Origin of the sequence: Planktosalinus lacus, assembly GCF_014640155.1 — a bacterium.
Classification (GTDB): domain Bacteria; phylum Bacteroidota; class Bacteroidia; order Flavobacteriales; family Flavobacteriaceae; genus Planktosalinus; species Planktosalinus lacus.
This window is the reverse complement of sequence record NZ_BMGK01000001.1, coordinates 88433-111226: the sequence shown is the minus strand read 5'-3', so window position 1 is coordinate 111226 and position 22794 is coordinate 88433. Positions and strand designations below refer to the sequence as shown.

Below are 22794 nucleotides of genomic sequence, written 5' to 3'. Positions count from 1 at the left end.
CTGAATATTAAAGATTAATTTGTTATGATGGATCGATTAAGAACAAAGGTTGGTCAAATTCAACCGGAGAAGAATCATCCACCAAAACTTTAACTATTTTTCCCGAAACTTCGCTTTCGATTTCATTGAAAAGTTTCATCGCTTCAATTACACAAAGTGGGTCGCCCTCTTTAATAGTACTTCCAACTTCTACAAATGCAGGTTTGTCTGGAGAAGGTTTTCTATAAAATGTTCCAATAATAGGTGACTTTATAGTTACATATTTATCTTCTTCAGTTGTCACAGCTTCTTTTGTGGCGGTTGCAGACTCAACAACAGGCTGTGGAGCAGATTGTTGTGGTTGAGCCTGAGGTTGTACAGGCACTTGTTGAATATAAGTGGTCTCTCCTTTAGAGTCGTCACCACCGGTTTTTATTGTGATCTTAATATCACCCATTTCTAGTTTAACTTCACTAGCACCTGACTTTGCTACGAATTTAATAAGGTTTTGAATTTCTTTGATATCCATAGTTTTGATTTTAGTTTTGGTTTTTAACTGTTATATGCCCATGTAAGGTAGATTGACCCCCAGGTAAATCCACCGCCAAAAGAAGCAAAAACCAGATTGTCTCCCTTTTTAAGTTGTTTTTCGTAATCGTTTAAAAGCAAAGGTAATGTGGCAGATGTTGTATTGCCATAACGGTCAATATTCATCATCACTTTTTGCTCATTGAGTTGCATTCTTCTTGCTGTGGCATCAATGATTCTCTTATTTGCTTGATGTGGAACAAGCCATTGAACAGAATCGTTTGACAGCCCGTTCCTATGCATTATTTTTTCACTTACATCGGCCATGTTTGAAACTGCAAATTTAAAAACAGTTTGTCCGTCCTGAAACACATAGTGTTTCTTGTTGGCAACTGTTTCTGCAGACGCAGGAAGCAAGGAGCCTCCGGCTTCAATATTTAGTGATTGCCTTCCTATTCCATCGGTTCTTAGAATTTCATCTTGAAGCCCCAAACCCTCCTGATTAGGTTCAAACAATACAGCACCACCTCCATCTCCAAATATAATACATGTCGTTCTATCTTCATAATCTATGATTGAAGACATTTTATCTGCGCCTATGAGGAGTACTTTTTTGTATTTTCCTGATTCAATATAACGAGCTGCCGTTGACATTCCAAAAAGAAAGCTGGAGCAGGCAGCTACTAAATCATAAGAAAAAGCGTTAATAGCACCAATTTCCGTAGCGACATAGGCAGATGTGATAGCAACTGGCATATCGGGTGTTGCGGTTGCCATAATAACCATGTCAATTTCTTTGGGATCAAGATTGCGTTTTTGAAGTAAGTCTTTGGCGGCTTGAATAGCAAGATAGGAAGTACCCTTATCTTTATCTTTTAAAATTCTTCGCTCTTTGATTCCGGTTCTGGTAGTTATCCATTCGTCATTGGTATCGACCATACTTTCAAGCATTTTATTGGTCAATACAAAATCTGGAACATAGGCTCCTACAGCGGTGATTGCTGCTGTGATTTTGCTCATATTACTTTTTTAAAATTCACTGAATTTTTCTCTAAAAAGCGTATAATAAGATGAAAATACAAATTTTTAGTCTAAAACAGGTGCAAAATAGGTTGTTTTTGAGATATAGAAAAGTTAAAAACAAAAAAACTCTCACGAATTGTGAGAGTTTGTCAATTTTTGAAAAAAACTTGTTATGCTTCTACTTCTTCAACAGCATCAATAACTACCTGACCTCTGTAGTAAAGCTTCCCTTCATGCCAGTGTGCTCTATGGTATAAATGAGCTTCTCCAGTTGTTGGATCTGTAGCAATTTGTGGAGCAGTTGCTTTATAGTGTGTTCTTCTTTTGTCTCTTCTGGTTTTTGAAATCTTTCTCTTAGGATGTGCCATCGCAAAATTTATTTATCCGTTAATAGTTTTTTTAATTGATCCCATCTGGGGTCTATTTCTTTATCTGATTTTTCTGAAGAATCTTCTTCAGAAACTTTTGGGGTTAATTCTTTTAGTTTTTCAAGTATTTCTGAATTTAAAGTGCCATCCTCTACACCAGGATGTACCCTCTTTGCCGGAAGTGACAATATAATTAATTCATAAATATATTGCTGAATAGTTACTTCATAGCTTCCGTGAGGTAGAATTAACAATGCATCGTCCTCATCATTAAATTCATCTCCAAAATTCACTACCAAATGGTGTTCTCCTTCAACTTTTTGATCGTAAGGCTCGTTGGTTAAATCACAATAAACATTTACAAAACCTTTTATTGTGAAGTGAAATTCCAGCGCATTTGACTTTTTAACGAGAATCGCTTCCGCTGAAATGGTTACATTATTAAATTCATCATACTCAAAATGTTCAAAGAACGTATTATCAATTTTGTAATCAAAATGATGCTCACCCTGCTTCAATCCCACAAAAGGAATTGTAAACTCTTTCATTTGCTTCATTATTTCAACTTTTTTCACCTTGTTCCTTCCGGTTAAGGCGGGTGCAAAGATAAAAAAATATTTTAAAGCAATAATGTTTTATCAACCCTTTTTTGTGGATAACTTTTTGCCGGAAGGTTTTAGTGGGTTTTTTGAGATTTCAAGATATTCTTTCCGGTTATTGTATATCTGAATCGCTTTAAATACGGCCTCTCTAAATGAAGTGAAATCTGCTTCATTTTTTCCGGCTATGTCATAAGCGGTACCGTGATCTGGTGACGTCCTTACTTTACTTAAGCCAGCTGTGAAATTGACTCCACTCCCAAAAGAAATTGTTTTAAAAGGGATTAAACCCTGGTCATGATAAGCCGCCACAATAGCATCAAAATTTTTGTAATTCCCAGAACCAAAAAAACTATCGGCAGCATAAGGTCCATATACAATCTTTCCAGAGTGATTGATTTTTTGGAGGGTTGGCCTTAAAACCTCATCGTCTTCTTTACCAATAACTCCATTGTCCCCTGTATGTGGATTGATACCCAAAACAGCAATTTTAGGAACTGTTACTCTAAAGTCTTGTTTTAAAGCCGCGTGAATTAAATTAATTTTTTTCTCAATCAGTGATTTTGTAATGTGTTTTGAAATCTCATTCACAGGAATATGATCGGTTAACAAGCCCACTCTAAGGGTGTCTGAAACCATAAACATTAGGCTTTCTCCCCCTAACTCTTGTGCAAGATAATCTGTGTGCCCTGGAAATTTAAATTTTTCTGACTGAATATTGTGTTTGTTTACAGGAGCTGTCACCAAAACATCCACCTCATCTGTTTTTAATGCTTTTACTGCAGCTTGTAAAGACTTGATGGCGTATTCACCCATCATGGGAGTTTCTGTTCCAAATGAAATGTCAGCCGATTCCCTCCAAACATTGAGGATATTAACTTTACCGTGGACCAGTTTGTTTAAATGATCTATTCCTTGAAAATTTACATTGATTTCAAGGGCTTTTTTAATAAGTGACATGGTTTTTACAGAAGCAAAAATTACAGGGGTACAAAACTCTAACATTCTTGGGTCTTCAAAAGTTTTTAAAACAATTTCAGGTCCAATCCCGTTTAAATCTCCAATTGAAATACCAACTATAATGCTGTCTTGTTTGCTCATTTTTATTTTGGAATAAATATTTTAGGTAAGCTTTTGCTTTTGCAGTAAATTTACAAACTACTTTTGAAGTACAAATTTAACCAAATAAACCGAATATGTTTACAGGAATTGTTGAAGATATGGGCAAAGTGGTCTCCTTAACAAAGAAAGGAGACAATGTTGAAATTGAAGTTAAAAGCAGTATTACAAAAGAATTGAAAATTGACCAAAGTGTTTCTCATAATGGGGTGTGTTTAACGGTTGTTGAAATAAATAAAGATATTTATAAGGTCGTCGCTATTAAAGAGACATTAGAAAAGTCAGCCTTAAGCCAACTTAAGGTTGGTGATTTGATAAATTTAGAAAGAGCCATGAAATTGGGTGACAGGCTAGATGGGCATCTTGTGCAGGGTCATGTTGACCAAACGGGTATTTGCACAGACATTAAAGAGACTAATGGAAGTTGGTATTTTACTTTTGAATATAATTCCGAATCCGGAAACATAACAATAGAAAAGGGTTCTATAACAGTAAATGGAGTAAGTTTAACGGTTGTAAACTCTTCTGAAAACAATTTTAGCGTGGCAATTATTCCCTATACGTATGAGCACACAAATTTTAACACATTAAAAGTAAATTCAAAAGTAAATCTTGAATTTGATATTGTGGGAAAATACTTAAAAAAACTATCTGGATTTTAAATTCGTTTTAATTACCAAAATGTAGATGCCAATAATTAAACCAACTATTATTAAAACCCATAAATTGCCATCTATTGGTAGTCCAACTGGTGGAGGAGTGCTTTCGGGCTGAGGGGGCGGGGGTGATTTTTGTTGAGCAATAGCAGAGACACACACAATTAAGTGAAATAAAAACAAGGCTAATATGTTTTTCACGATTTGGGGTCGCATAATTGTATAGGGTTCAACTAAATTACTATTTTATCAAACAACTAGCAAAACGGCAAATCTAAACTAAAATTGTTTATGTCGTGTTAAGCTACGGTAAAAACGCCCAAAATCAAATTATTACTTAGGCTTAGCTTGTAAATGTGTGAGGAGAGTCAAATATAAATAAATTAAGCCAAAAAAATAAAATTGCAGAAAATTTATATATCTCAAATAAGAAATAAGATTTTGAAATAAAAAAAGTGGTCCCACATGGGCTCGAACCATGGACCCCCTGATTATGAGTCAGGTGCTCTAACCAGCTGAGCTATGGGACCTTTTTGATTGTTTTTTTGAGAACTTTTATTTTATAACACTCTTGTTAGGCTTGTGTTTTATTTAGTAAAACAAGGGATTTAAAAATAAGGTTTCTTTAATGTGACGGCAAATTTAAAACTAGTTTGCTTATGTAGCAAACTTTTTTAAACATTTGTGTCTTCTTGGCAAAGCTCAACCAAAACTCCGTTTACTGATTTTGGGTGTAAAAAGGCAACCAACTTATTATCAGCTCCTTTTTTTGGAATCTCGTTTAAAGCTACAAAACCTTCCTCCTTTAAGCGTTTTAACTCTTTATTTATATCATCTACGTAAAATGCAATGTGATGGATTCCTTCTCCTCGTTTTTCAATAAATTTTGCAATCGGGCTTTCGGGGTTTAATGCCTCCAGTAATTCAATTTTACTTTCGCCAACTTTAAAAAACGACGTTTTTACGTGCTCGCTTGCTACTTCTTCAATTTTATAATGTGTAGTTCCCAATAATGCTGCATAAGTTTTGTTAGATTCTTCAAGGTTTTTTACAGCAATCCCAATATGTTCTATTTTATTCATAATTAAGTAATTTTCACTCTGTAAAAGTAAGATAATCTTTAAATATAGTACTTTTGTAAAATGGAAAGTAACAGACAAAAAAAGATTGCGGGGGTTTTACAAAACGATTTAGCTTCAATTCTTCAAAAAGCCTTGATAGATTCTGGGCAAACAGGAATTTTGATTTCAGTTTCAAAAGTTCAGGTAACCGTAGATCTATCAATTGCAAAAGTATATGTGAGTGTGTTTCCTTCAGCACATGCGGTTTCAGTTGTAAACGAAATTAATGAGGTAAAACACAAAATAAAACATCAGACCGCTCAGCTTACAAAAAACCAATTAAGACGCATGCCTGAACTTATATTTTACAACGATGACTCCCTGGACTATATTGATAAAATTGACAAAGCTGTTAAAGGTGAAGAAAACCCAATCGACAATCCAGACTTGTTAGATAAAAGAAAAAAATCATAACCGTTGAGGTTTTCCTTTTACATCGCTAAGCGGTATTTATTTTCACAAAGCAGTAACAATGCCATCAATATTATAACAATTATTGCGGCAACTGGTGTTGTTGTTGGTGCTATGTCACTCTTCATAGTGCTCTCAGGTTTTTCAGGCTTAAAAGATTTTAGCCTTCAGTTTAGCTCTGTTTATGATTCAGACTTAAAAGTGCTTCCTGAAACCGGAAAAATCATTCGTATTTCGCCACAACAAGATGAAAGACTTACTCAAATCACCGGTGTGGATTCCTATTCAAAAGTAATTGAAGAGCGCATTTTTTTAACCTTCAAAGGAAAAAACTACATCTCTTACATAAAAGGTGTTGATGAAAATTTTCAAAAAGTTAATTCAATTGATAGCACGCTGATTGTTGGCGGTTGGATTCAAAACCCAAATGAAGTGGTTGTTGGAAATGAAATCTCAAGAATATTAAGCCTGGGTATTTATGATTATTCAGACTTGCTGGAAATTTATGTTCCCAAACCCGGAACTGGTCAAATCACAGATCCCAATCAGGCGTTTAATAAAACCAAGGTTGTTGTCTCAGGAATTTATCACGTCAATGAAGAACTCAATTCAAAATTTGTGTTTTCAAATATTGATTTGGCTAAAGGCTTACTTGCTTATTCTGACGAGGAATTCAGCTCCATTGAAATCAAACTAATGTCCGAAACTACCGAGCAGGAGGTAATATCTCAATTGGAAAGCATTTTTGACCAACCCCTTACGTTTAAAAACAGAATACAACAAAACGATGCACTGTATAAAATGCTCAATACAGAAAACCTTGCTGTTTATTTGATATTCACTTTGGTACTTATCATTGCTATTTTTAATATCATAGCAAGTATAATTATGATAATCCTTGACAAGAAACACAACATCAAAACCCTGAAATATTTAGGTAGCACTTTAAGGGATATCCGTAGAATATTTTATTTACAAGGAGTTTTTATGACTGTTTTGGGAGGGGTTTTGGGGATTGTTTTAGGAATCATAGTTGTCTTTTTACAACTTCAGTTTGACCTTGTGATGATTACATCAACACTTCCCTATCCTGTAAAACTTAAACTAATAAACGTCTTGGTTGTTTTAATTACGATTATTGTTTTGGGTGTTATAGCTTCCAAAATAGCGGCAAGTCGGGTCAAAAACAGTTTGATCTCTTAAGAAAATTCATAGTCGTAAAATTTTTCAAGTGCTTCTTCAAATACTTCAAAAACTGAAGCAGCATCGTCACTGGTTACCATCTGCATTCGGTATTCTTTAAAGTTTGGGATTCCTTTAAAGTAATTAGTATAGTGTCTTCTGGTTTCGAAAACCCCCAATTTTTCTCCTTTCCAGTCAATCGCCATTTGTAAATGTCTTTTAGCAGCATAAACACGTTCTTCCATTGTGGGGGGTGCCAGATGGCTTCCCGTATTAAAGAAATGTTTTACTTCTCTGAAAAACCATGGATAGCCAATGCTTGCTCTTCCAATCATAGCGCCATCTAAACCATATTTATCACGCATTTCCATGGCGCGTTCGGGTGTGTCAACATCGCCATTTCCAAATACAGGAATGTGCATTCTGGGGTTGTTTTTTACTTTTGCAATGGGCTCCCAATTGGCCTCACCCTTATACATTTGTGCCCGCGTTCTTCCATGAATTGAAATTGCCTGACACCCCACATCCTGTAATCTTTCAGCTACTTCAACTATTTTGATTGAATTTTCGTCCCAACCAAGTCTTGTTTTGACAGTAATTGGAAGTTTAGTATGTTTTACCATCGCTTCTGTAAGTGAAACCATCAAGTCGATATCTTTTAAAATTCCTGCACCGGCTCCTTTTGAAACCACTTTTTTAACAGGACATCCAAAGTTGATGTCAATTATATCTGGCCCTGAGGCTTCAACAATCTCAACAGATTGTATCATAGATTCCAGGTTTGCACCAAAAATTTGAATACCCACCGGGCGTTCTTTTTCATAAATATCCAACTTCATAACACTTTTAGCGGCATCACGAATGAGCCCTTCACTGGAAATAAATTCAGTGAAAACGATATCTGCACCCTGTTCTTTGCAAAGCGCCCTGAATGGCGGATCGCTCACATCCTCCATCGGTGCAAGTAGTAAAGGGAATTCACCAACATCTATATTTCCAATCTTTGCCATGGTTCAAATTTGGCCGTAAAGGTAAATGTTTTGAGTGAATTTTAAATAGCTGAAGTTAAGTTAGTCAATGCGATTGCGCTCATCATTGCTAATTTCTCTTGAAGATTCATTGAGGTTAAAGTTTCCAAAATTATAAATAAAACCAAGTTGAACATATTGTGTTTCAAGCTTAGCAAAGTAGCTGTTTTTTTGGTTTAAATAGTCTGTTTGTAATTTTCTGTTTGTGGTATCAAATAGGTCATTTGCAGAAATGGATATTGAGGCTCTGTTATTCCATAAACTTTTTCTTAAGCCTAAAGATAAGGTAGAAAAAGAGTTCATTTTATATGTGCCGGCAACGATGCCTGTAAGGTGTATAAAGGTTAAATTACCTGTAAACGTCCTGTCTTTGGAGAGTGTAAATCCATTGTAAAGCTGGATAAAAAAACCATCGGAATTGAGAGTTACTTTTTGGTTGTTGCTTTCTATGGCTAGAAAAGAATTTTCTTCGTGAAATAAAGCAAAATAATTGCTATAAAACCACCATGGTCTTATTGAAGTCGCGTAACTAAAGTTTAGTCCATAACCTTTGCGCCCTTCCATGTTTGCTGAAACAGAGTTTAAGAACCTATTGGCATTATCTTGAAAAGCCAACACTTCAATATCGTCTACAGTGGTTCTGTAGTAAAATTCAAACTCAAAGGCGCCTTCAACAAGGTATGAAATACTGAATCTGTCAGTTAAGGATGGTTTTAAATGGGGGTTTCCAGAGGTGAAATTATTTTCGTTTATATAATATCTAAATGGATTTAAAAGGTCATAATTGGGCCTTGTGATGCTCTTTTTATAGGCCAGTGTAACTGAGTGATTCCCGTTGGGCGAATAGTTTAAAGATACATTTGGGAAAAAGTCAAAATAATCTTTTATGCTTATCTGATCTAAAGCAATGGAATTTCCTTTGGTTTCGGTTTGCTCTCCCCTAATGCTAAATAAAGCGCTCCATTTATCCCAGTTTTTTGCCAAACCAATATAACCGGCATACACCTTTTCTTCATATTTAAAATTATCTGATAAAAAACTAATGTTTTGATTTGAATTGTTCTGAACATCAAAAAAGTCTATGCCACTTTTTGAATTTATAAAAGAGGCTTTTAATCCTGTTTCTAGAGCGATTCCTAATAATTTTGTTTCAAAATCAATCTGCCCAACCAAAATATCTATCTTTTGCTCTGAATCTGTTGAAAAGCTGTTTTGATTTAAAAAGTTTCCATTTGGCAAAAAATAGTTTGTATTTAAGTTTTGTAAGTTACTATAGTCAAAGTTTGTATAATGAGCATTTGTTGATAGTTTGGTGCCTTTATCATTAAAGTTGTGATTTATCGACAAATCAAATGCAAGGTTCATCTTATCTGCCTCTAAATTACTAGAAGTCACAAACAAGGAATCAACTGTTTTTTCAGGGCTAAATATTATTGCTGTTTCGGTGTTATTAAACTCTATCTTAGGCTCATAAGAAGCAAAGCTGGTAAAGTTTAAAGTTGTTTTTGGACTCAAATAATAATCTAAGGAAGCATTTATATTGTGAATGTCTTTATGTGTGATTCTTTGAAAATCTGTTTCCCAAAATGAATTTACTGACATATCGGGTTCAAAGAAAGAGATTTCCCCCAGGTCGTTTTTATGTTCCTTCCTTTTACTATAACTATAATCTACAAACAGATTAACATGCTCGTTTTTAAAAAAGTGACTGCTTCCAAATTTGTATTTTGGAAAAATTGCTTGTGTGTAATTTGTAGAAATATCACCCTTATAGCCGGGCATAATACTTTTACTGGTGACGATATTTAAAACCATACCACTATCTGCATCATACCTGGCTGAAGGATTTGTAATTACTTCAACACTGCTCACATTGCTTCCAGAAAAACTTTGTAATAAGCTTTTCAATTCTTCTGAATTTAAATTTACTTTTCGGTCATTAATATACACCGTTGCCGGTTGATTTTTTATTGTTATACTATTTTGCTGAATAATTACCCCGGGTGTTTTGCCTAAAATCTCCCAAGTGCTTCCAGAAGAAACTGAACTGTTTTCAACATTAAAAATTAATTTATCAGGATCTCTTTGGATGATGGGCTTGTGCACATTCAATGTGACTTCATCAAGATTTTCAGAACCTTCTTTTAAGATAAGTGTTCCCAAATCAAGGTTAGAGTCTATATCAACATCAAAATAAAACTCTTTAAACCCAATAAAGCTGGCTTTTAAAGTGTAAACTCCTTTAGGTATGTTTTGGATAGAAAAGTTTCCATTTTCTTCTGTAGCTGTGCCTGAAAAAAAAGTTGAATCTGCTTTTTTAAGTAATAAAATACTCACAAATGAGATAGGTTCATTTTCGTGATTTAAAACCTTACCGTTTAAAGTGTACTCTTGAGAACATAAAGTACACACCGAAAAAAGAAAAAAAATAAGTGTTTTAGTCATTATACTTTCCAAACTTTTGAGGAAACCTATAAAATTAAAATATGTTTGGGGAAAACTAAAAAGCGATATTTAAATACCCTACAAATTTGTTAAAAATATCCCAATAAACAACGACAAATGACGTTTTTTTTTGTTAAATGACAAACACGGGGTTTAAAATTGATTTATGATATAGATGAAGGGTAAATCAATTATATTTGCAGATTCATAAAGACGGCAGTTACATTTTGTATGAAAAATATTAGAAACTTTTGCATCATTGCACATATTGATCACGGTAAAAGCACTTTAGCAGACAGGCTTTTGGACGCCACAGGTTCTGTTACCTCTCGTGAAAAACAGGAGCAATTACTTGACAGTATGGATTTGGAACGTGAACGTGGAATCACCATAAAAAGTCACGCCATTCAAATGGAGTATACATACAAAGGAGAAAATTACATTTTAAATTTAATTGATACTCCAGGACACGTGGACTTTTCCTATGAGGTTTCAAGATCGATTGCTGCTTGTGAAGGGGCATTACTCATAGTGGACGCTGCACAAAGTATACAGGCACAGACCATATCAAATTTATATCTGGCTTTAGAAAATGACCTTGAAATCATTCCTGTTTTAAACAAGGTTGATTTACCTAGTGCAAACCCTGAGGAGGTTACTGAAGATATTGTGGAACTCTTGGGTTGTGCAACTGAAGACGTTATCCCTGCAAGCGCAAAAACAGGCCTGGGAATTGATGAAATACTTGCTGCGATTATTGAACGCGTCCCTGCTCCAAAAGGTAACCCAGATGAACCCCTTCAAGCTTTGATTTTTGACTCTGTTTACAATCCATTTCGAGGAGTGGAAACCATTTTTAGGGTGATTAATGGCAGTATTAAAAAGGGTCAAAAAATTAAATTTGTTGCCACCGGAAATACTTACAATGCAGATGAAGTGGGCACATTAAAACTAAAACAAGCGCCAAAAAGTGAAATTAAAGCCGGCGATGTGGGCTACCTTATCACCGGTATCAAAGACGCACGTGAAGTAAAAGTGGGTGATACCATAACAGATGCTGCAAACCCAACTAAAAACCCTATTTCAGGTTTTGAAGATGTAAAACCAATGGTTTTTGCCGGTATATATCCTGTTGACACAGAAGATTATGAAGAACTCAGGTCTTCGATGGAAAAACTACAACTCAACGATGCCTCTTTAGTGTTTATTCCCGAAAGCTCTGCCGCACTTGGCTTCGGATTCAGATGTGGTTTTCTCGGAATGCTGCATCTTGAAATCATTCAGGAAAGATTGGAACGTGAGTTTGACATGACCGTAATTACTACTGTTCCCAACGTGTCTTACCATGCTTTTTCAACAAAAAATCCCAATGACATTATTATTGTTAACAATCCCTCAGATCTTCCAGACCCTTCTAGCCTTGATCGTGTTGAGGAACCTTATATCAAAGCAACAATCATTACAAAATCAGACTTTGTAGGCAACGTGATGTCATTGTGTATCGAAAAAAGAGGAATGATTACCAATCAAACTTATTTAACACCTGAGCGAGTTGAATTAACTTTTGATATGCCTTTGGCTGAAATTGTATTTGATTTTTATGATCGATTAAAAACAGTATCAAAAGGATATGCCTCTTTTGATTATTCACCCATTGGTTTGCGGGCATCAAAACTGGTGCGGGTTGACATACTTTTAAATGCTCAAACTGTGGATGCCCTGTCTTCCTTAATTCACGTTGATAATGCACATAATATCGGAAAAAAAATGTGTGAAAAACTGAAAGAACTCATCCCTAGACAACAGTTTGATATTCCCATTCAGGCGGCTATTGGGTCAAAAATTATTGCTAGAGAAACAATCAAAGCATTGCGAAAAGACGTAACTGCAAAATGTTATGGAGGGGATATTTCGCGTAAGCGAAAACTGCTTGAAAAACAGAAAAAGGGTAAAAAACGCATGCGCCAGGTGGGGAATGTGGAAATACCGCAACAAGCATTTATGGCTGTACTGAAGCTGAATGATTAAAAAAACAACCCCAAACTTTATATTTTTAATATAAGTTTAGGGTTAATATTAAGTTCTTATTTTTAATTGAAATTACAAATCAGAACAACTCAATTCAGCTAAAAGTGATGCATACGCATCGCTTCCAGTACATTCTCTACCCATAAAGGCCTCTATGGACGCTCTGTAATCGTTACAATGTGACTGCGATTCAGGGTTTTGAATCCAAGCTTCAGCAGCAGCGTTAAGGTTAATTAGCAATTGCTCACAGCTTGTGCCACCGTCATCATCACTTGAACAGGATGTAAATGAAAATACAGCAACAGCTGCGATAGATAAAATTAGTTGTTTCATAATTGTTTTTGTTATTTAGTTTATGGCAATATGAAACTAATTTTTAGAAAATTAAATACAAATCCCTCTTTTAGAATCATTCTCAATTACAAGAAACTCCTTCAGCAACCAAACCATCAAGATATATGGCATAACTCACGCCAGTGTCTTCTCCATTAACTGATGCATTTCCATTACTTTCTTTGCAAAGGTTGAACGTCGAAGTAAGCTCTGAACTACAACTTCTACACTCAGGTGTGTCATCGCTTTTACACGAAATGAAAAAAAGAAATGAGATTCCGGCGAGTGAAAAAAATTGTTTCATAAAAGTGAGTTTTCAGCATCAAATATATATAACGTATTCCAAAGCAGTTTTCGTGTACCATATTATTTGTTAAAAATCCCCCAAATCAAGAGCTTAGATTTACAAAAATGAAAGGCATTTCTTAATTTGCAACCTTTTAAAAAATTGATATGACTTTATATCCTATAGAAGCAGGAAATTTTAAACTCGATGGAGGAGCCATGTTTGGTGTAGTTCCCAAAACACTTTGGAATAAAACCAATCCCGCAGATGCCAATAATATGATTGACATTGCAGCGCGTTGTTTATTGATTGAAGAGGGTAATCGACTTATTCTCATAGACAACGGCATGGGTGATAAGCAAAGTGAAAAGTTTTTTGGTTACTACTATCGTTGGGGAGAACACAATCTTGACGACTCCCTTAAAAACATCGGTTTTCATCGTAATGATATTACAGATGTGTTTTTAACCCATTTGCACTTTGACCACTGTGGTGGCAGTATTCAATGGAATAAAAATCGCACAGCTTATGAACCTGCATTTAAGAATGCAAAATTCTGGAGCAATGAAAATCACTGGAACTGGGCAACAAATCCCAATGCCCGTGAAAAGGCGTCCTTTTTAAAAGAAAATATCATTCCCATACAAGAAAGTGGACAGCTAAACTTTATTCATCAAAACGGAAATATCTTTCAGGAGAATAGCGAACTCGATTTTGGCGTGTTTTTTGCAGATGGGCATACTGAAAAACAGATGATTCCCATGCTAAAATACAAAGATAAAACCCTCTGCTTTATGGCAGACCTCTTGCCTACTGCCGGTCATATTCCTCTGCCTTTTGTGATGGGTTATGATACCCGCCCCCTTTTAACACTCGATGAAAAAGCACAGTTTTTAAATCGCGCTGCCGATGAAAACTTTTACCTGTTCCTTGAACATGATGCCCATCAGGAAATCATTACTGTGCAACACACCGAAAAAGGAGTGCGACTCAAAGAGCGTTTTACTTTTAATGAACTTTTTAACTCTTAATTATGCAAATTATTAAATTCATTGCCTTTTCAATATTGGCACTATCTCTTGTTGCTTGTGGCAGCACTTCAGCCATTGTTTCAACACCCATTGAAAACATTGATACTTTACCACTAAAAGTTCAGGATCTTTCTGAAAATGAGTTAAAATCGTGGTGGCACAAAGATTTAACCCGTGATACTGTGCCTGGAATGAGTATTGAACGCACATACAATGAAATCATTAAGAAAAGAAAGGGGCAAACAGTAATTGTTGGCGTCATTGACAGTGGGGTTGACATTGAACATGAAGACCTAAAAAATGTAATTTGGGTAAACCGGGATGAAATTCCAAACAATGGTATTGATGATGACGGCAATGGTTATATCGATGATATAAACGGATGGAATTTTTTAGGAGATATTGTAGGTGAGCAAATGGAATATGTGAGAATTATGCTTCGGCTTGCGCCAAAATATGAAGAAAAACCCGAAAGCGCGATTAGTACTGCAGACAGATTGGAATATTCGCTTTATAAAAAAGCAAAAGCTGAATATCTAAAAGAAAAACAAGAAGCCCTTAATATTAAGCTGCAATATGAATCAATGATTGAAGTAATTAAGCCAGCCCATGAAAAAGTGGCTCAAAAACTTCAAAAAGAAAATTATACGGCAGAAGAACTGAGAAGTTTAAACAACGACAGCTCCTTTCAACGCGAAGTTTATGTTTTGGAACAAATGTTTCAATTTGAAGATAATATCCCCAAAATTATTGACGAACTGGAAAGTGGTATTAAGTACTATGGCAACCGTTTAGATAGCCACTTCAACATAAATAAAAACTTCAGAGAAACCTTAGGAGATAACCCTTATGATATTTCAGATGTGCCACATGGGAATAATCAGATAAGTGGTCCGGATCCAAAAAAAGAAGATGCTGAACACGGCACGCATGTTGCGGGTATTATTGCGGCCCAAAGAAACAATGGAATTGGAATGAATGGTGTGGCCCAAAACGTTGAAATTATGGTATTAAGAGCTGTACCAGACGGCGATGAATATGATAAGGATATTGCCCTGGCAATACGTTATGCTGTAGATAATGGAGCTAAAGTAATCAATACAAGTTTTGGTAAATTTTATTCCCCAAACCCGGAGTGGGTCTATGATGCCATAAAATATGCCGCCGAGAACGATGTGCTAATTGTCAATGCTTCCGGAAATGACGGTTTCGATTTGGACGATGATGAGATTCAGGTATATCCTAACGATCAAACCACCAACTTCGATGAGTTTTCTGATACATTTTTAAGCGTTGGAGCTTTAAACACCTCTTATGGCTCTGATATGATTGCTTCCTTTTCAAATTTTGGTAAAAATCAAGTGGATGTGTTTGCACCCGGAGTGCAAATCTGGTCAACCACCCCAAACAATGAGTATGAATACCAAATGGGTACTTCTATGGCCTCTCCCGCGGTTGCAGGTGTTGCAGCAATGTTACGGTCTTTCTATCCAGAATTATCAGCCAGACAAGTGAAACAAATCATAATGGACAGTGGCCTTACTTCCAATCAAACTGTTATTCTTGGTGGTGAAGAAAACAATAAAAAACCTTTTTCAGAAATTTCAAAATCAGGAAAAATGGTGAATATGTACAACGCGTTTATAATGGCGGAAAAAATTTCACAACAACTTTAAAATATCATAAATGAATTTCAAATATTTTTCTCTTTTAACCCTATTAATTATTTTCAATAGTAGTGCTCAAAACTACCATAACTACCTCGATCAATTTGACAGACCCCATTATTGGCAACAACATGTCGATTACAAAATGGAAATTGATGTGGATGTTGACAAATATCAATACAAGGGCAAACAAGAAATTGTCTATACCAACAACTCCCCCGACACATTAAAAAGAGTTTTTTACCACCTTCATTTCAATGCCTTTCAACCCGGCAGCGAAATGGACGTGCGTTCCCGCACCATTTCAGACCCTGACAGACGTGTGGGTGATCGCATCTCAAAATTAAGCCCGGATGAAATTGGCTATATCAAAATCAATAGCTTGCTTCAAAACGGGACCCCCGTTCAAAACAATACTGTGGGAACTATCTTGGAAGTTGATTTAAGCACGCCTATCCTTCCGGGAGAGAAAGCTACTTTTACCATGGATTTTGATGCTCAGGTACCGTTGCAAATCCGTCGCAGCGGGAGAAATAATGAAGAAGGAGTGGCTTTATCTATGTCACAATGGTATCCTAAACTCGCCGAATATGATTTTGAGGGATGGCATGCAGATCCATATATTGGAAGAGAATTTCAAGGTGTGTGGGGCAATTTTGATGTAAAAATCACCATTGATAATACCTATACACTTGGTGGAACAGGTTATCTACAAAATCCTAACGAAATTGGTCATGGCTACCAGGACAATCTTGAAAAGAATGTAAAACACAAAAATGGAAAGAAACTTACCTGGCATTTCATCGCTCCCGATGTCCATGATTTTACTTGGGCAGCAGACAATGAATATCTACATGATCGCATAGAGGGTCCCAACGGGATGACGCTTCACTTTTTATATAAAAACAATCCTGAAATTTTCGAAAACTGGAAAAAATTACAACCCAAAACAATCGCGTTATTTGAATATTTCAACAAACACCTGGGGGATTATCCATATAAACAATATTCTATTATTCAAGGTGGCGATGGTGGTATGGAATATGGCATGTCTACGCTAATTACTGGTGAACGAAATTTCAATAGCCTAGTGGGCGTAACTGCTCACGAAGTTGCCCATAGCTGGTTTCAATTTGTACTGGCCTTTAATGAATCAAAACATGAATGGATGGATGAAGGCTTTACATCCTACATAAGCGCACTGGCGATGAACGAAGTGATGAATCAAAACAAGCAATTTCCTTATGAAGGCTCCTACCGAAGCTATCTAAGAATGGCTACAAGTGGCAAAGAACAACCTCAATCGACCCATGCAGACCGTTATGAGGAAAACTGGGTGTATAATGCCGCTTCATATTCTAAAGGAGCTGTATTTTTAGCTCAGCTAGAATATTTAATAGGAAAAGAAAACGTTGCCAAAACCCTCAAACGTTTTTATGACGAATTCAAATTTACCCATCCCACTCCAAACGATTTTATCCGCACTGCTGAAAAAGTTTCCGGATTTCAACTAGGTTGGTATTTACTTGACTGGACCAAAACTACTAACACCATCGATTATGCAATTGAAAATGTAGTAGAAAAAGACGGTAAAACTATGGTTACGCTGGAGCGAAAAGGACTGATGCCTATGCCAATCGATTTTTATGTGGTTTATAAAGACAATACAAATGAGTCTTTTCACATCCCACTGCGAATGATGCGCGGCGTCAAAGAAAACCCTTATCCTGCATTGAAACGAACTGTTTTGAATGATTGGGCCTGGGCTATCCCGTCTTATACATTTGAAATTGATGCGCCACTGTCAACTATTTCTGCTTTGATGATTGACGCCTCTAGACTATTGGCAGACGTTAATGTGGAAAACAATGTTTATGAGGCTGAAATTGCAGAAACTCCATCAGAGGGAGACGAATAAAACAGTTCTCTTAACATGATTTCACTTCAGAGGAATTATAAGAACGCATTTTCATTACCTTTACAGTGATGAAATTCAGTTATTCCAAAGAAGAAAAACTCAAAAGCAGAAAAACCATTGAAACACTTTTCACAGATGGGAAGTCTGTAGGGGTTTTTCCATTAAGGGTTTTTTATATTGAGGGTGAAGAACCTCAATCTGTTCCTTTAAAAACAGCTGTTTCGGTTTCAAAACGAAATTTTAAAAATGCTGTTGATCGCAATTATATTAAACGATTGCTAAGAGAAAGTTATCGGTTAAATAAACACCAAATTTTAAACGCCTTAGATGATCAGAAATACGCATTGCTTTTTTTATATGTAGGAAAAGAAAAGCCCAACTTTAAGGAGCTTAATAAGACAATGAATGTTTTAATAGATAAATTGATTCAACAAACTAAAAGTTAGGTTGGCGCGTTAATTATTTCTGGCTTGATATAATTATAATTCCATCTGGCTTGAAAACTCTTTCATTTTTATCTGAGCTTTTTCAACAAATGGTTGTTTTTTATTAACTTGTTGCTCCCTGTTTTTGAAATTAGAAAATATTTGAAAAGAAAAAGAGAATATAGAATTAAGCGAAAAGTTTATTTCGCGTAAGCAAACACAGTCAAATGAAAAAGAGAATAATAATCCCGGCATTAGCATTTTTAATTGCGATAGGAACCTGGAGTTTTAAAAGCGATTTTTTTGAAATTGCCAAGCAAATTGAAATCTTTACAACTTTGTTTAAGGAGCTCAATATGAACTATGTTGATGAAACCGTTCCGGCTGAGTTGATGGACAAAGCCATTAAAGGTATGTTGCAAGAACTTGATCCATATACTGTTTACTACAATGAACAAGATGTGGAGCAAGCACGCATCAATCAAACGGGTGCCTATACCGGAATTGGAGCAGCTGTAAAAACACAGAAAGACAAACTAATTATCATTGAACCCTGGAAGGATGGTCCTGCAGATAAGGCAGGGCTCAAAGCCGGAGATGAAATCATTAAAATTGGGGATGTTGAAGTGGCTAATTTTAATGACGATGCCGGTGAATTGCTAAAAGGAGCTCCGGGTTCAACCTTGGCTGTGAGTTTTAAACGCCAAGGGAAAACCAAAAAGGCTACTATAACTCGTGAAGCTGTTGAGCTCAATGCAGTACCTTTTTATACACTTATGGAAGGAAACATAGGGTATATTGTTTTAAGTACATTTAATCAAAAAACTACTTCTCAAACGAAAGCTGCTTTGGTTGATTTAAAAAAACAAGGTGCAGAAAGCATTATTTTAGACTTGAGGGGAAATCCGGGTGGCCTGATGCGAGAATCTATTAATATTGTGAATCTTTTTGTGCCTAAAGGCGAAATTATTACCACCACACAATCAGCCATTGAAAAATTCAATCAAACTTACCGCACTTCATTTGAACCTTTGGACACTGAAATTCCATTGGCCGTTTTAATCAATGGGCGAAGTGCGTCGGCAAGTGAAATCGTTTCAGGAGCCATTCAGGATCTTGACAGGGGAGTCGTTGTAGGCGCGCGCAGTTTTGGAAAAGGTCTCGTGCAACGTCCCAAAGCACTCACCTATGGAACTCAATTGAAAGTTACCATTTCAAAATATTATACCCCAAGTGGCCGGTGTATTCAAGCAGAAGATTACTTTAACCGCGATGAAAATGGTGATCCCATTCGCGCAACGGCAGATAATTACAATGCTTTTAAAACCAAAGGGGGACGAACCGTATATGACGGGGGGGGTATTCAACCAGATGTAGAACTTGAAACTGCCGTTTTCAGTCCTATTACTACGGCATTACTAAAAGCCAATAGTATTTTTGATTATGCTACTGAATATTACTACAACAACCAACTTAGTGACTGGCGTGAATTTCACTTTAGCGAAAGTGATTATAATAACTTTTTAGCCTTTTTAAAGCGCAGTAACTTTAGTTTTGAAACCCAAACAGAAACAGCTTTGAAAGAAGCCATGATCAAAGCTGAAGAAGAAGAAATCAAAGGAGACATTGAGAAAAGTTATTCGGCTCTTTTGCAAGACCTCAATAAAGCCAAAGACCGAGAACTTCTGGATAAAAAAGCTGAAATCAAATCATTAATAACCGATGAGATTTTAAAGCGTTATTTCTATAAGGAAGGCTTGTATGAGTATCATGTGATGAATAATCCTGAAATTAAAGAAGCAGTCTCTATTCTCAATGACAACAAAAGGTATCAAAGCATATTGAAATAATTATGGACTCCCTGTTGCATTTTTTTGAACAAATGCCACTTTGGATGCGCTTGCTATGGGTAGTGGGTGTTCTTGGTGTTTTCTGGATTTTGGAAGGTTACTATGCCCTTGTCAAAATCAACTATAAAAAGTGGAAACACGCAGGAGTAAATTTTGCTTTTCTTTTTTTTACGATGTTGATCAATGTTGGTTTTGGAGTCCTTACTTTGGGAGTTTTTTATTGGATAGAAACTGCACAATTTGGTTTGCTGTACCTCGTGGATTGGCCTGTCTGGGCAGAATTGATTTTAGCACTTTTAGCACTAGATTTTATCGCCCAATATGGCGTGCATTATTTACTTCACAAAGTAAAATGGATGTGGCGTTTGCACATCATCCACCACAGCGACACCAAAGTAGATGTAACCACGGGCACCCGTCATCACCCACTTGATTTTGTCATCAGGGAGACTTTTGCGCTTTTTGCTGTATTACTGATGGGTATGCCGATTGCATTTTATCTAATTTACCGCATTTTAAGTGTGTTTTTTACTTATTTCACACACGCTAACATTAATCTGGGTAAAATTGACAAATACATAAGCTATGTTTTTGTAACACCTAATATGCACAAGTTTCATCACCACTGGGAATTGCCTTGGACTGATACCAATTTTGGAAATATGTTCTCCTTTTGGGATAGAATATTTGGCACTTTTGTTTATGGTGATCCTAAAAAGGTGCGCTATGGACTCGACTTGGTAGATGATAGCACAGATGAAGATATATTATATCAATTGAAAATTCCCTTTAATAAAAGAATTCAAACAAAGGGGTAAATATTATTCTTTTTCCATTCCAATATGGGGAATCCCATCTTCAAGATAGCCTTCACCCACGCGTTGATATCCGTGCGTATTGTAGAATTTTTCAAGGTATTCTTGTGCTGAAAGGTGAATTTTTGAAACTTTATACAAGGAATCTATAGCTCCATTTGCGGTCTCCATCAATTGGTGACCATAACCGTGCTTGCGTTCGGTTTGTTTGACCACCACCCGGCCAATACTTGCATCTTTAAAATAATCACCAGGCTTAAAAAGACGAGCATAAGCAACCAATACTTCTTTTTTATATGCAAAAAGGTGAAGTGCCATCGAATCCTTTCCATCAATATCCTGATAAACACAATCTTGCTCAACTACAAACACTTCGCTGCGCAATTGAAGAATATCATACAATTCTCTTGTAGTAAGTTCTGAATATTTTTTTAGGATGAAATTTAGTTTCATTGATTGTAATTGTTATTTGCTAAAATAAGTTTTTTTGAAAACAAAAACATCTATCTTTATAAGAGTGTAAAAATTTACTATTATGAAAAATTATATTCCATTTTTGTTTTTGATCTTATTCGCTTTTACTTCCTGCAATGACAATTCAAAAAATTATTTCACCGAAGAATCACCTGAAATTGACGTAATGCGTCAAATGATTAAAGACTATGAAAACGGTAATTGGGTGTCCTACAAATCACACTATCTTGAAAATGCAAAAATATATCATAACCGTGTAAACAGTGACCCAAGATTTATTGATGAAGCCATTGAAGATCATAAAAATAAAATAAATCAAATGATTTCTTATGAATATTCAACTACAGAAAATCAAACATTTGAAATGATAATTGATAGTAAAGGAACTATTTGGGTAAGTTTTTGGGGTGTTTGGACAGGAACTTTCGCTGAAAGTAGAAATACATCCCAAATCATAGTTCACATCACTTCAAAGTTTGAAAACGGTAAAATTGTTCAGGAACATATGTACTGGGACACTGCTCCTTTTGTCATGGAATCAATTTGGGTAGACAATAAAGTGCCTGAAACTAGTGAAGAAACTAATCCTGTACAATAATATCTTTACTACTTTCCTCTCTTTGAAATTCAGGCTGAATTGTTATGTGGTTGATTCCAAAATCGTATAACAAAAGCTCTTCCAGATCCAAAAGCAATCTGTCAAATTCTGAAATTTTAACGTTTTTATTAAACTCCAAATGAGCCTCCAGATGTACTTCATCTTCATTGAGTTGCCAAATATGAATATGATGAATGCTTTTAATACCGGGAAGCGCATTTACTTTTTTAGTTATTTCTTCCACCCTCACTTCATCAGGAGTAAATAGCATCAATACATTAAACGATTTTTTTAATAATAAATAGCCCACTCTAATTAGATAAAAAGCTATTATAAGTGTTAATACACCATCTATCCACCAAATTTCATAAAACTTCATTAAAAGTCCTCCAATTAAGACTGCAACAGAGGAAGCTAAATCAGATAGCATATGCAAATAGGCAGATTTCATATTCATGTTCTTGTCTGAATCTTTTTTTAGTAATAACATACTAAAGCCGTCGACAAAAATACCGAGTAGTGCCATCCAAATTACAATATCACTGCCTATTTCCTGAGGTTCGATAAAACGGTGAATAGCCTCATATATCAAATAAATTGCTACAATAACAATGGTGGCAGAGTTTATGAAAGCCGCCATAATTTCAGCGCGCTTGTAGCCAAAAGTACGCTTGTAGGAAGCTTCTTTTCTTATCAATTTATTAGCGATATAACTTATAGAAAGCGACACCACATCGCTAAAGTTGTGAAGTGTATCTGAAATAAGTGCAAGACTTCCTGAAACAATCCCCCCAATAAGCTGAGCAACTGTAAGAATTAAATTTAATATTATTGAAAATAAAACCTTATTTCCTTTAACCTGGGAAGATTTTGGATGGTGATGGCCGTGTTCCATTATCTGTAATTAACG

At 35.7% G+C, this 22794-nt stretch carries 24 protein-coding genes and 1 tRNA gene; 11 read left to right on the top strand and 14 right to left on the bottom strand.

All coding sequences use genetic code 11. The features are described 5' to 3' along the window. Positions 1-22: 22 nt before the first annotated feature. From accB to pdxA, 5 genes are all read right to left on the bottom strand, one after another. Positions 23-508, bottom strand: a complete 486-nt coding sequence (gene accB / locus IEV69_RS00530; protein ID WP_188438397.1) for an acetyl-CoA carboxylase biotin carboxyl carrier protein — start codon at positions 506-508, stop codon at positions 23-25. A gap of 23 nt (positions 509-531) precedes the next feature. Beyond that, positions 532-1527, bottom strand: a complete 996-nt coding sequence (locus IEV69_RS00525; RefSeq protein WP_188438395.1) for a beta-ketoacyl-ACP synthase III — start codon at positions 1525-1527, stop codon at positions 532-534. Positions 1528-1700: 173 nt separating this feature from the next. Beyond that, on the bottom strand, positions 1701-1898 hold the full coding sequence (rpmF, locus tag IEV69_RS00520; protein WP_188438393.1) for a 50S ribosomal protein L32: 198 nt from the start codon (positions 1896-1898) through the stop codon (positions 1701-1703). Positions 1899-1906: 8 nt separating this feature from the next. After that, on the bottom strand, positions 1907-2455 hold the full coding sequence (locus IEV69_RS00515; protein ID WP_188438391.1) for a YceD family protein: 549 nt from the start codon (positions 2453-2455) through the stop codon (positions 1907-1909). 81 nt (positions 2456-2536) lie between these two features. Beyond that, entirely contained in the window at positions 2537-3598 is a 1062-nt protein-coding gene (gene pdxA / locus IEV69_RS00510) for a 4-hydroxythreonine-4-phosphate dehydrogenase PdxA (protein WP_188438389.1), read from the bottom strand. Positions 3599-3693: 95 nt separating this feature from the next. On the opposite strand from pdxA, the gene IEV69_RS00505 reads away from it, so the two are divergent. Further along, positions 3694-4278 carry a riboflavin synthase gene (locus IEV69_RS00505; RefSeq protein ID WP_188438387.1) on the top strand — a complete coding sequence of 195 codons (585 nt, stop codon included), beginning with the start codon at positions 3694-3696 and terminating at the stop codon, positions 4276-4278. On the opposite strand, the gene IEV69_RS14055 is transcribed toward IEV69_RS00505, so the two are convergent. The 3 genes from IEV69_RS14055 to mce all read right to left on the bottom strand — a co-directional run bounded on the left by IEV69_RS14055 (position 4264) and on the right by mce (position 5354). Beyond that, on the bottom strand, positions 4264-4488 hold the full coding sequence (locus tag IEV69_RS14055; protein WP_505800953.1) for an Fjoh_0651 family PID-CTERM protein: 225 nt from the start codon (positions 4486-4488) through the stop codon (positions 4264-4266). The genes IEV69_RS00505 and IEV69_RS14055 overlap by 15 nt on opposite strands. 240 nt (positions 4489-4728) lie before the next feature. Beyond that, positions 4729-4802: transfer RNA gene (locus IEV69_RS00500), tRNA-Ile, on the bottom strand. Between the two features lie 144 nt (positions 4803-4946). After that, positions 4947-5354, bottom strand: coding sequence for a methylmalonyl-CoA epimerase (gene mce / locus IEV69_RS00495; RefSeq protein WP_188438385.1), 408 nt, complete (start codon positions 5352-5354; stop codon positions 4947-4949). 60 nt (positions 5355-5414) lie between these two features. Between mce and rbfA the strand changes: the two genes are divergently transcribed. Both rbfA and IEV69_RS00485 read left to right on the top strand, forming a co-directional pair. After that, positions 5415-5807: a 30S ribosome-binding factor RbfA gene (gene rbfA / locus IEV69_RS00490; RefSeq protein ID WP_188438383.1), complete on the top strand. Its 393-nt coding sequence runs from the start codon at positions 5415-5417 to the stop codon at positions 5805-5807. Positions 5808-5810: 3 nt separating this feature from the next. Next, positions 5811-7007: an ABC transporter permease gene (locus tag IEV69_RS00485; protein ID WP_188438381.1), complete on the top strand. Its 1197-nt coding sequence runs from the start codon at positions 5811-5813 to the stop codon at positions 7005-7007. Here IEV69_RS00485 and dusB read toward each other — a convergent pair. Together dusB and IEV69_RS00475 are read right to left on the bottom strand one after the other, a co-directional pair. After that, on the bottom strand, positions 7004-7996 hold the full coding sequence (gene dusB, locus IEV69_RS00480; protein WP_188438379.1) for a tRNA dihydrouridine synthase DusB: 993 nt from the start codon (positions 7994-7996) through the stop codon (positions 7004-7006). The genes IEV69_RS00485 and dusB overlap by 4 nt on opposite strands. Before the next feature lie 60 nt (positions 7997-8056). Further along, entirely contained in the window at positions 8057-10459 is a 2403-nt protein-coding gene (locus IEV69_RS00475) for an outer membrane beta-barrel protein (RefSeq protein ID WP_188438377.1), read from the bottom strand. A 231-nt stretch (positions 10460-10690) separates the two neighbouring features. Between IEV69_RS00475 and lepA the strand changes: the two genes are divergently transcribed. Beyond that, entirely contained in the window at positions 10691-12487 is a 1797-nt protein-coding gene (lepA, locus tag IEV69_RS00470; RefSeq protein ID WP_188438376.1) for a translation elongation factor 4, read from the top strand. Positions 12488-12559: 72 nt separating this feature from the next. On the opposite strand, the gene IEV69_RS00465 is transcribed toward lepA, so the two are convergent. Then, on the bottom strand, positions 12560-12820 hold the full coding sequence (locus IEV69_RS00465) for a hypothetical protein (protein ID WP_188438374.1): 261 nt from the start codon (positions 12818-12820) through the stop codon (positions 12560-12562). Positions 12821-12902: 82 nt separating this feature from the next. After that, entirely contained in the window at positions 12903-13124 is a 222-nt protein-coding gene (locus IEV69_RS00460) for a hypothetical protein (RefSeq protein WP_188438372.1), read from the bottom strand. Between the two features lie 149 nt (positions 13125-13273). On the opposite strand from IEV69_RS00460, the gene IEV69_RS00455 reads away from it, so the two are divergent. The 6 genes from IEV69_RS00455 (at position 13274) to IEV69_RS00430 (ending at position 20815) form a co-directional block, all read left to right on the top strand. Continuing rightward, positions 13274-14137: an MBL fold metallo-hydrolase gene (locus tag IEV69_RS00455; protein WP_188438370.1), complete on the top strand. Its 864-nt coding sequence runs from the start codon at positions 13274-13276 to the stop codon at positions 14135-14137. Positions 14138-14139: 2 nt separating this feature from the next. Further along, positions 14140-15813 (top strand): S8 family serine peptidase, encoded by a 1674-nt coding sequence (locus tag IEV69_RS00450; protein WP_188438368.1) that lies wholly within the window; start codon positions 14140-14142, stop codon positions 15811-15813. Positions 15814-15823: 10 nt separating this feature from the next. Beyond that, positions 15824-17722 carry a M1 family metallopeptidase gene (locus IEV69_RS00445; RefSeq protein WP_188438366.1) on the top strand — a complete coding sequence of 633 codons (1899 nt, stop codon included), beginning with the start codon at positions 15824-15826 and terminating at the stop codon, positions 17720-17722. 68 nt (positions 17723-17790) lie between these two features. After that, positions 17791-18168, top strand: a complete 378-nt coding sequence (rnpA, locus tag IEV69_RS00440) for a ribonuclease P protein component (RefSeq protein WP_188438364.1) — start codon at positions 17791-17793, stop codon at positions 18166-18168. Positions 18169-18374: 206 nt separating this feature from the next. Then, the gene (locus IEV69_RS00435; protein WP_188438362.1) at positions 18375-19997 is read left to right on the top strand and encodes a S41 family peptidase; all 1623 of its coding nucleotides are present in this window, start codon (positions 18375-18377) and stop codon (positions 19995-19997) included. A gap of 2 nt (positions 19998-19999) precedes the next feature. Continuing rightward, positions 20000-20815, top strand: coding sequence for a sterol desaturase family protein (locus IEV69_RS00430; protein ID WP_188438360.1), 816 nt, complete (start codon positions 20000-20002; stop codon positions 20813-20815). Between the two features lie 3 nt (positions 20816-20818). Here the strand turns inward: IEV69_RS00430 and IEV69_RS00425 are convergent, their stop codons facing one another. After that, complete coding sequence (locus IEV69_RS00425) at positions 20819-21265, bottom strand: GNAT family N-acetyltransferase (RefSeq protein WP_188438359.1); 447 nt, start codon at positions 21263-21265, stop codon at positions 20819-20821. Positions 21266-21347: 82 nt separating this feature from the next. Here IEV69_RS00425 and IEV69_RS00420 point away from each other — a divergent pair, with 82 nt between their 5' ends. Further along, a complete protein-coding gene (locus IEV69_RS00420; protein ID WP_188438357.1) occupies positions 21348-21884 on the top strand; it encodes a nuclear transport factor 2-like protein in 537 nt (178 codons plus the stop codon). Here the strand turns inward: IEV69_RS00420 and IEV69_RS00415 are convergent. After that, positions 21868-22779, bottom strand: a complete 912-nt coding sequence (locus IEV69_RS00415; RefSeq protein ID WP_188438355.1) for a cation diffusion facilitator family transporter — start codon at positions 22777-22779, stop codon at positions 21868-21870. The genes IEV69_RS00420 and IEV69_RS00415 overlap by 17 nt on opposite strands. Between the last annotated feature and the right edge of the window lie 15 nt (positions 22780-22794).

What these genes read in the sequence shown, in the direction of transcription:
- accB (WP_188438397.1), bottom strand. Translation starts at nt 508, where the DNA reads ATGGATATCAAAGAAATTCAAAACCTTATTAAATTCGTAGCAAAGTCA.
- IEV69_RS00525 (WP_188438395.1), bottom strand. Translation starts at nt 1,527, where the DNA reads ATGAGCAAAATCACAGCAGCAATCACCGCTGTAGGAGCCTATGTTCCA.
- rpmF (WP_188438393.1), bottom strand. Translation starts at nt 1,898, where the DNA reads ATGGCACATCCTAAGAGAAAGATTTCAAAAACCAGAAGAGACAAAAGA.
- IEV69_RS00515 (WP_188438391.1), bottom strand. Translation starts at nt 2,455, where the DNA reads ATGAAGCAAATGAAAGAGTTTACAATTCCTTTTGTGGGATTGAAGCAG.
- pdxA (WP_188438389.1), bottom strand. Translation starts at nt 3,598, where the DNA reads ATGAGCAAACAAGACAGCATTATAGTTGGTATTTCAATTGGAGATTTA.
- IEV69_RS00505 (WP_188438387.1), top strand. Translation starts at nt 3,694, where the DNA reads ATGTTTACAGGAATTGTTGAAGATATGGGCAAAGTGGTCTCCTTAACA.
- IEV69_RS14055 (WP_505800953.1), bottom strand. Translation starts at nt 4,488, where the DNA reads ATGCGACCCCAAATCGTGAAAAACATATTAGCCTTGTTTTTATTTCAC.
- mce (WP_188438385.1), bottom strand. Translation starts at nt 5,354, where the DNA reads ATGAATAAAATAGAACATATTGGGATTGCTGTAAAAAACCTTGAAGAA.
- rbfA (WP_188438383.1), top strand. Translation starts at nt 5,415, where the DNA reads ATGGAAAGTAACAGACAAAAAAAGATTGCGGGGGTTTTACAAAACGAT.
- dusB (WP_188438379.1), bottom strand. Translation starts at nt 7,996, where the DNA reads ATGGCAAAGATTGGAAATATAGATGTTGGTGAATTCCCTTTACTACTT.
- IEV69_RS00475 (WP_188438377.1), bottom strand. Translation starts at nt 10,459, where the DNA reads ATGACTAAAACACTTATTTTTTTTCTTTTTTCGGTGTGTACTTTATGT.
- lepA (WP_188438376.1), top strand. Translation starts at nt 10,691, where the DNA reads ATGAAAAATATTAGAAACTTTTGCATCATTGCACATATTGATCACGGT.
- IEV69_RS00465 (WP_188438374.1), bottom strand. Translation starts at nt 12,820, where the DNA reads ATGAAACAACTAATTTTATCTATCGCAGCTGTTGCTGTATTTTCATTT.
- IEV69_RS00460 (WP_188438372.1), bottom strand. Translation starts at nt 13,124, where the DNA reads ATGAAACAATTTTTTTCACTCGCCGGAATCTCATTTCTTTTTTTCATT.
- IEV69_RS00455 (WP_188438370.1), top strand. Translation starts at nt 13,274, where the DNA reads ATGACTTTATATCCTATAGAAGCAGGAAATTTTAAACTCGATGGAGGA.
- IEV69_RS00450 (WP_188438368.1), top strand. Translation starts at nt 14,140, where the DNA reads ATGCAAATTATTAAATTCATTGCCTTTTCAATATTGGCACTATCTCTT.
- IEV69_RS00445 (WP_188438366.1), top strand. Translation starts at nt 15,824, where the DNA reads ATGAATTTCAAATATTTTTCTCTTTTAACCCTATTAATTATTTTCAAT.
- rnpA (WP_188438364.1), top strand. Translation starts at nt 17,791, where the DNA reads ATGAAATTCAGTTATTCCAAAGAAGAAAAACTCAAAAGCAGAAAAACC.
- IEV69_RS00435 (WP_188438362.1), top strand. Translation starts at nt 18,375, where the DNA reads ATGAAAAAGAGAATAATAATCCCGGCATTAGCATTTTTAATTGCGATA.
- IEV69_RS00430 (WP_188438360.1), top strand. Translation starts at nt 20,000, where the DNA reads ATGGACTCCCTGTTGCATTTTTTTGAACAAATGCCACTTTGGATGCGC.
- IEV69_RS00425 (WP_188438359.1), bottom strand. Translation starts at nt 21,265, where the DNA reads ATGAAACTAAATTTCATCCTAAAAAAATATTCAGAACTTACTACAAGA.
- IEV69_RS00420 (WP_188438357.1), top strand. Translation starts at nt 21,348, where the DNA reads ATGAAAAATTATATTCCATTTTTGTTTTTGATCTTATTCGCTTTTACT.
- IEV69_RS00415 (WP_188438355.1), bottom strand. Translation starts at nt 22,779, where the DNA reads ATGGAACACGGCCATCACCATCCAAAATCTTCCCAGGTTAAAGGAAAT.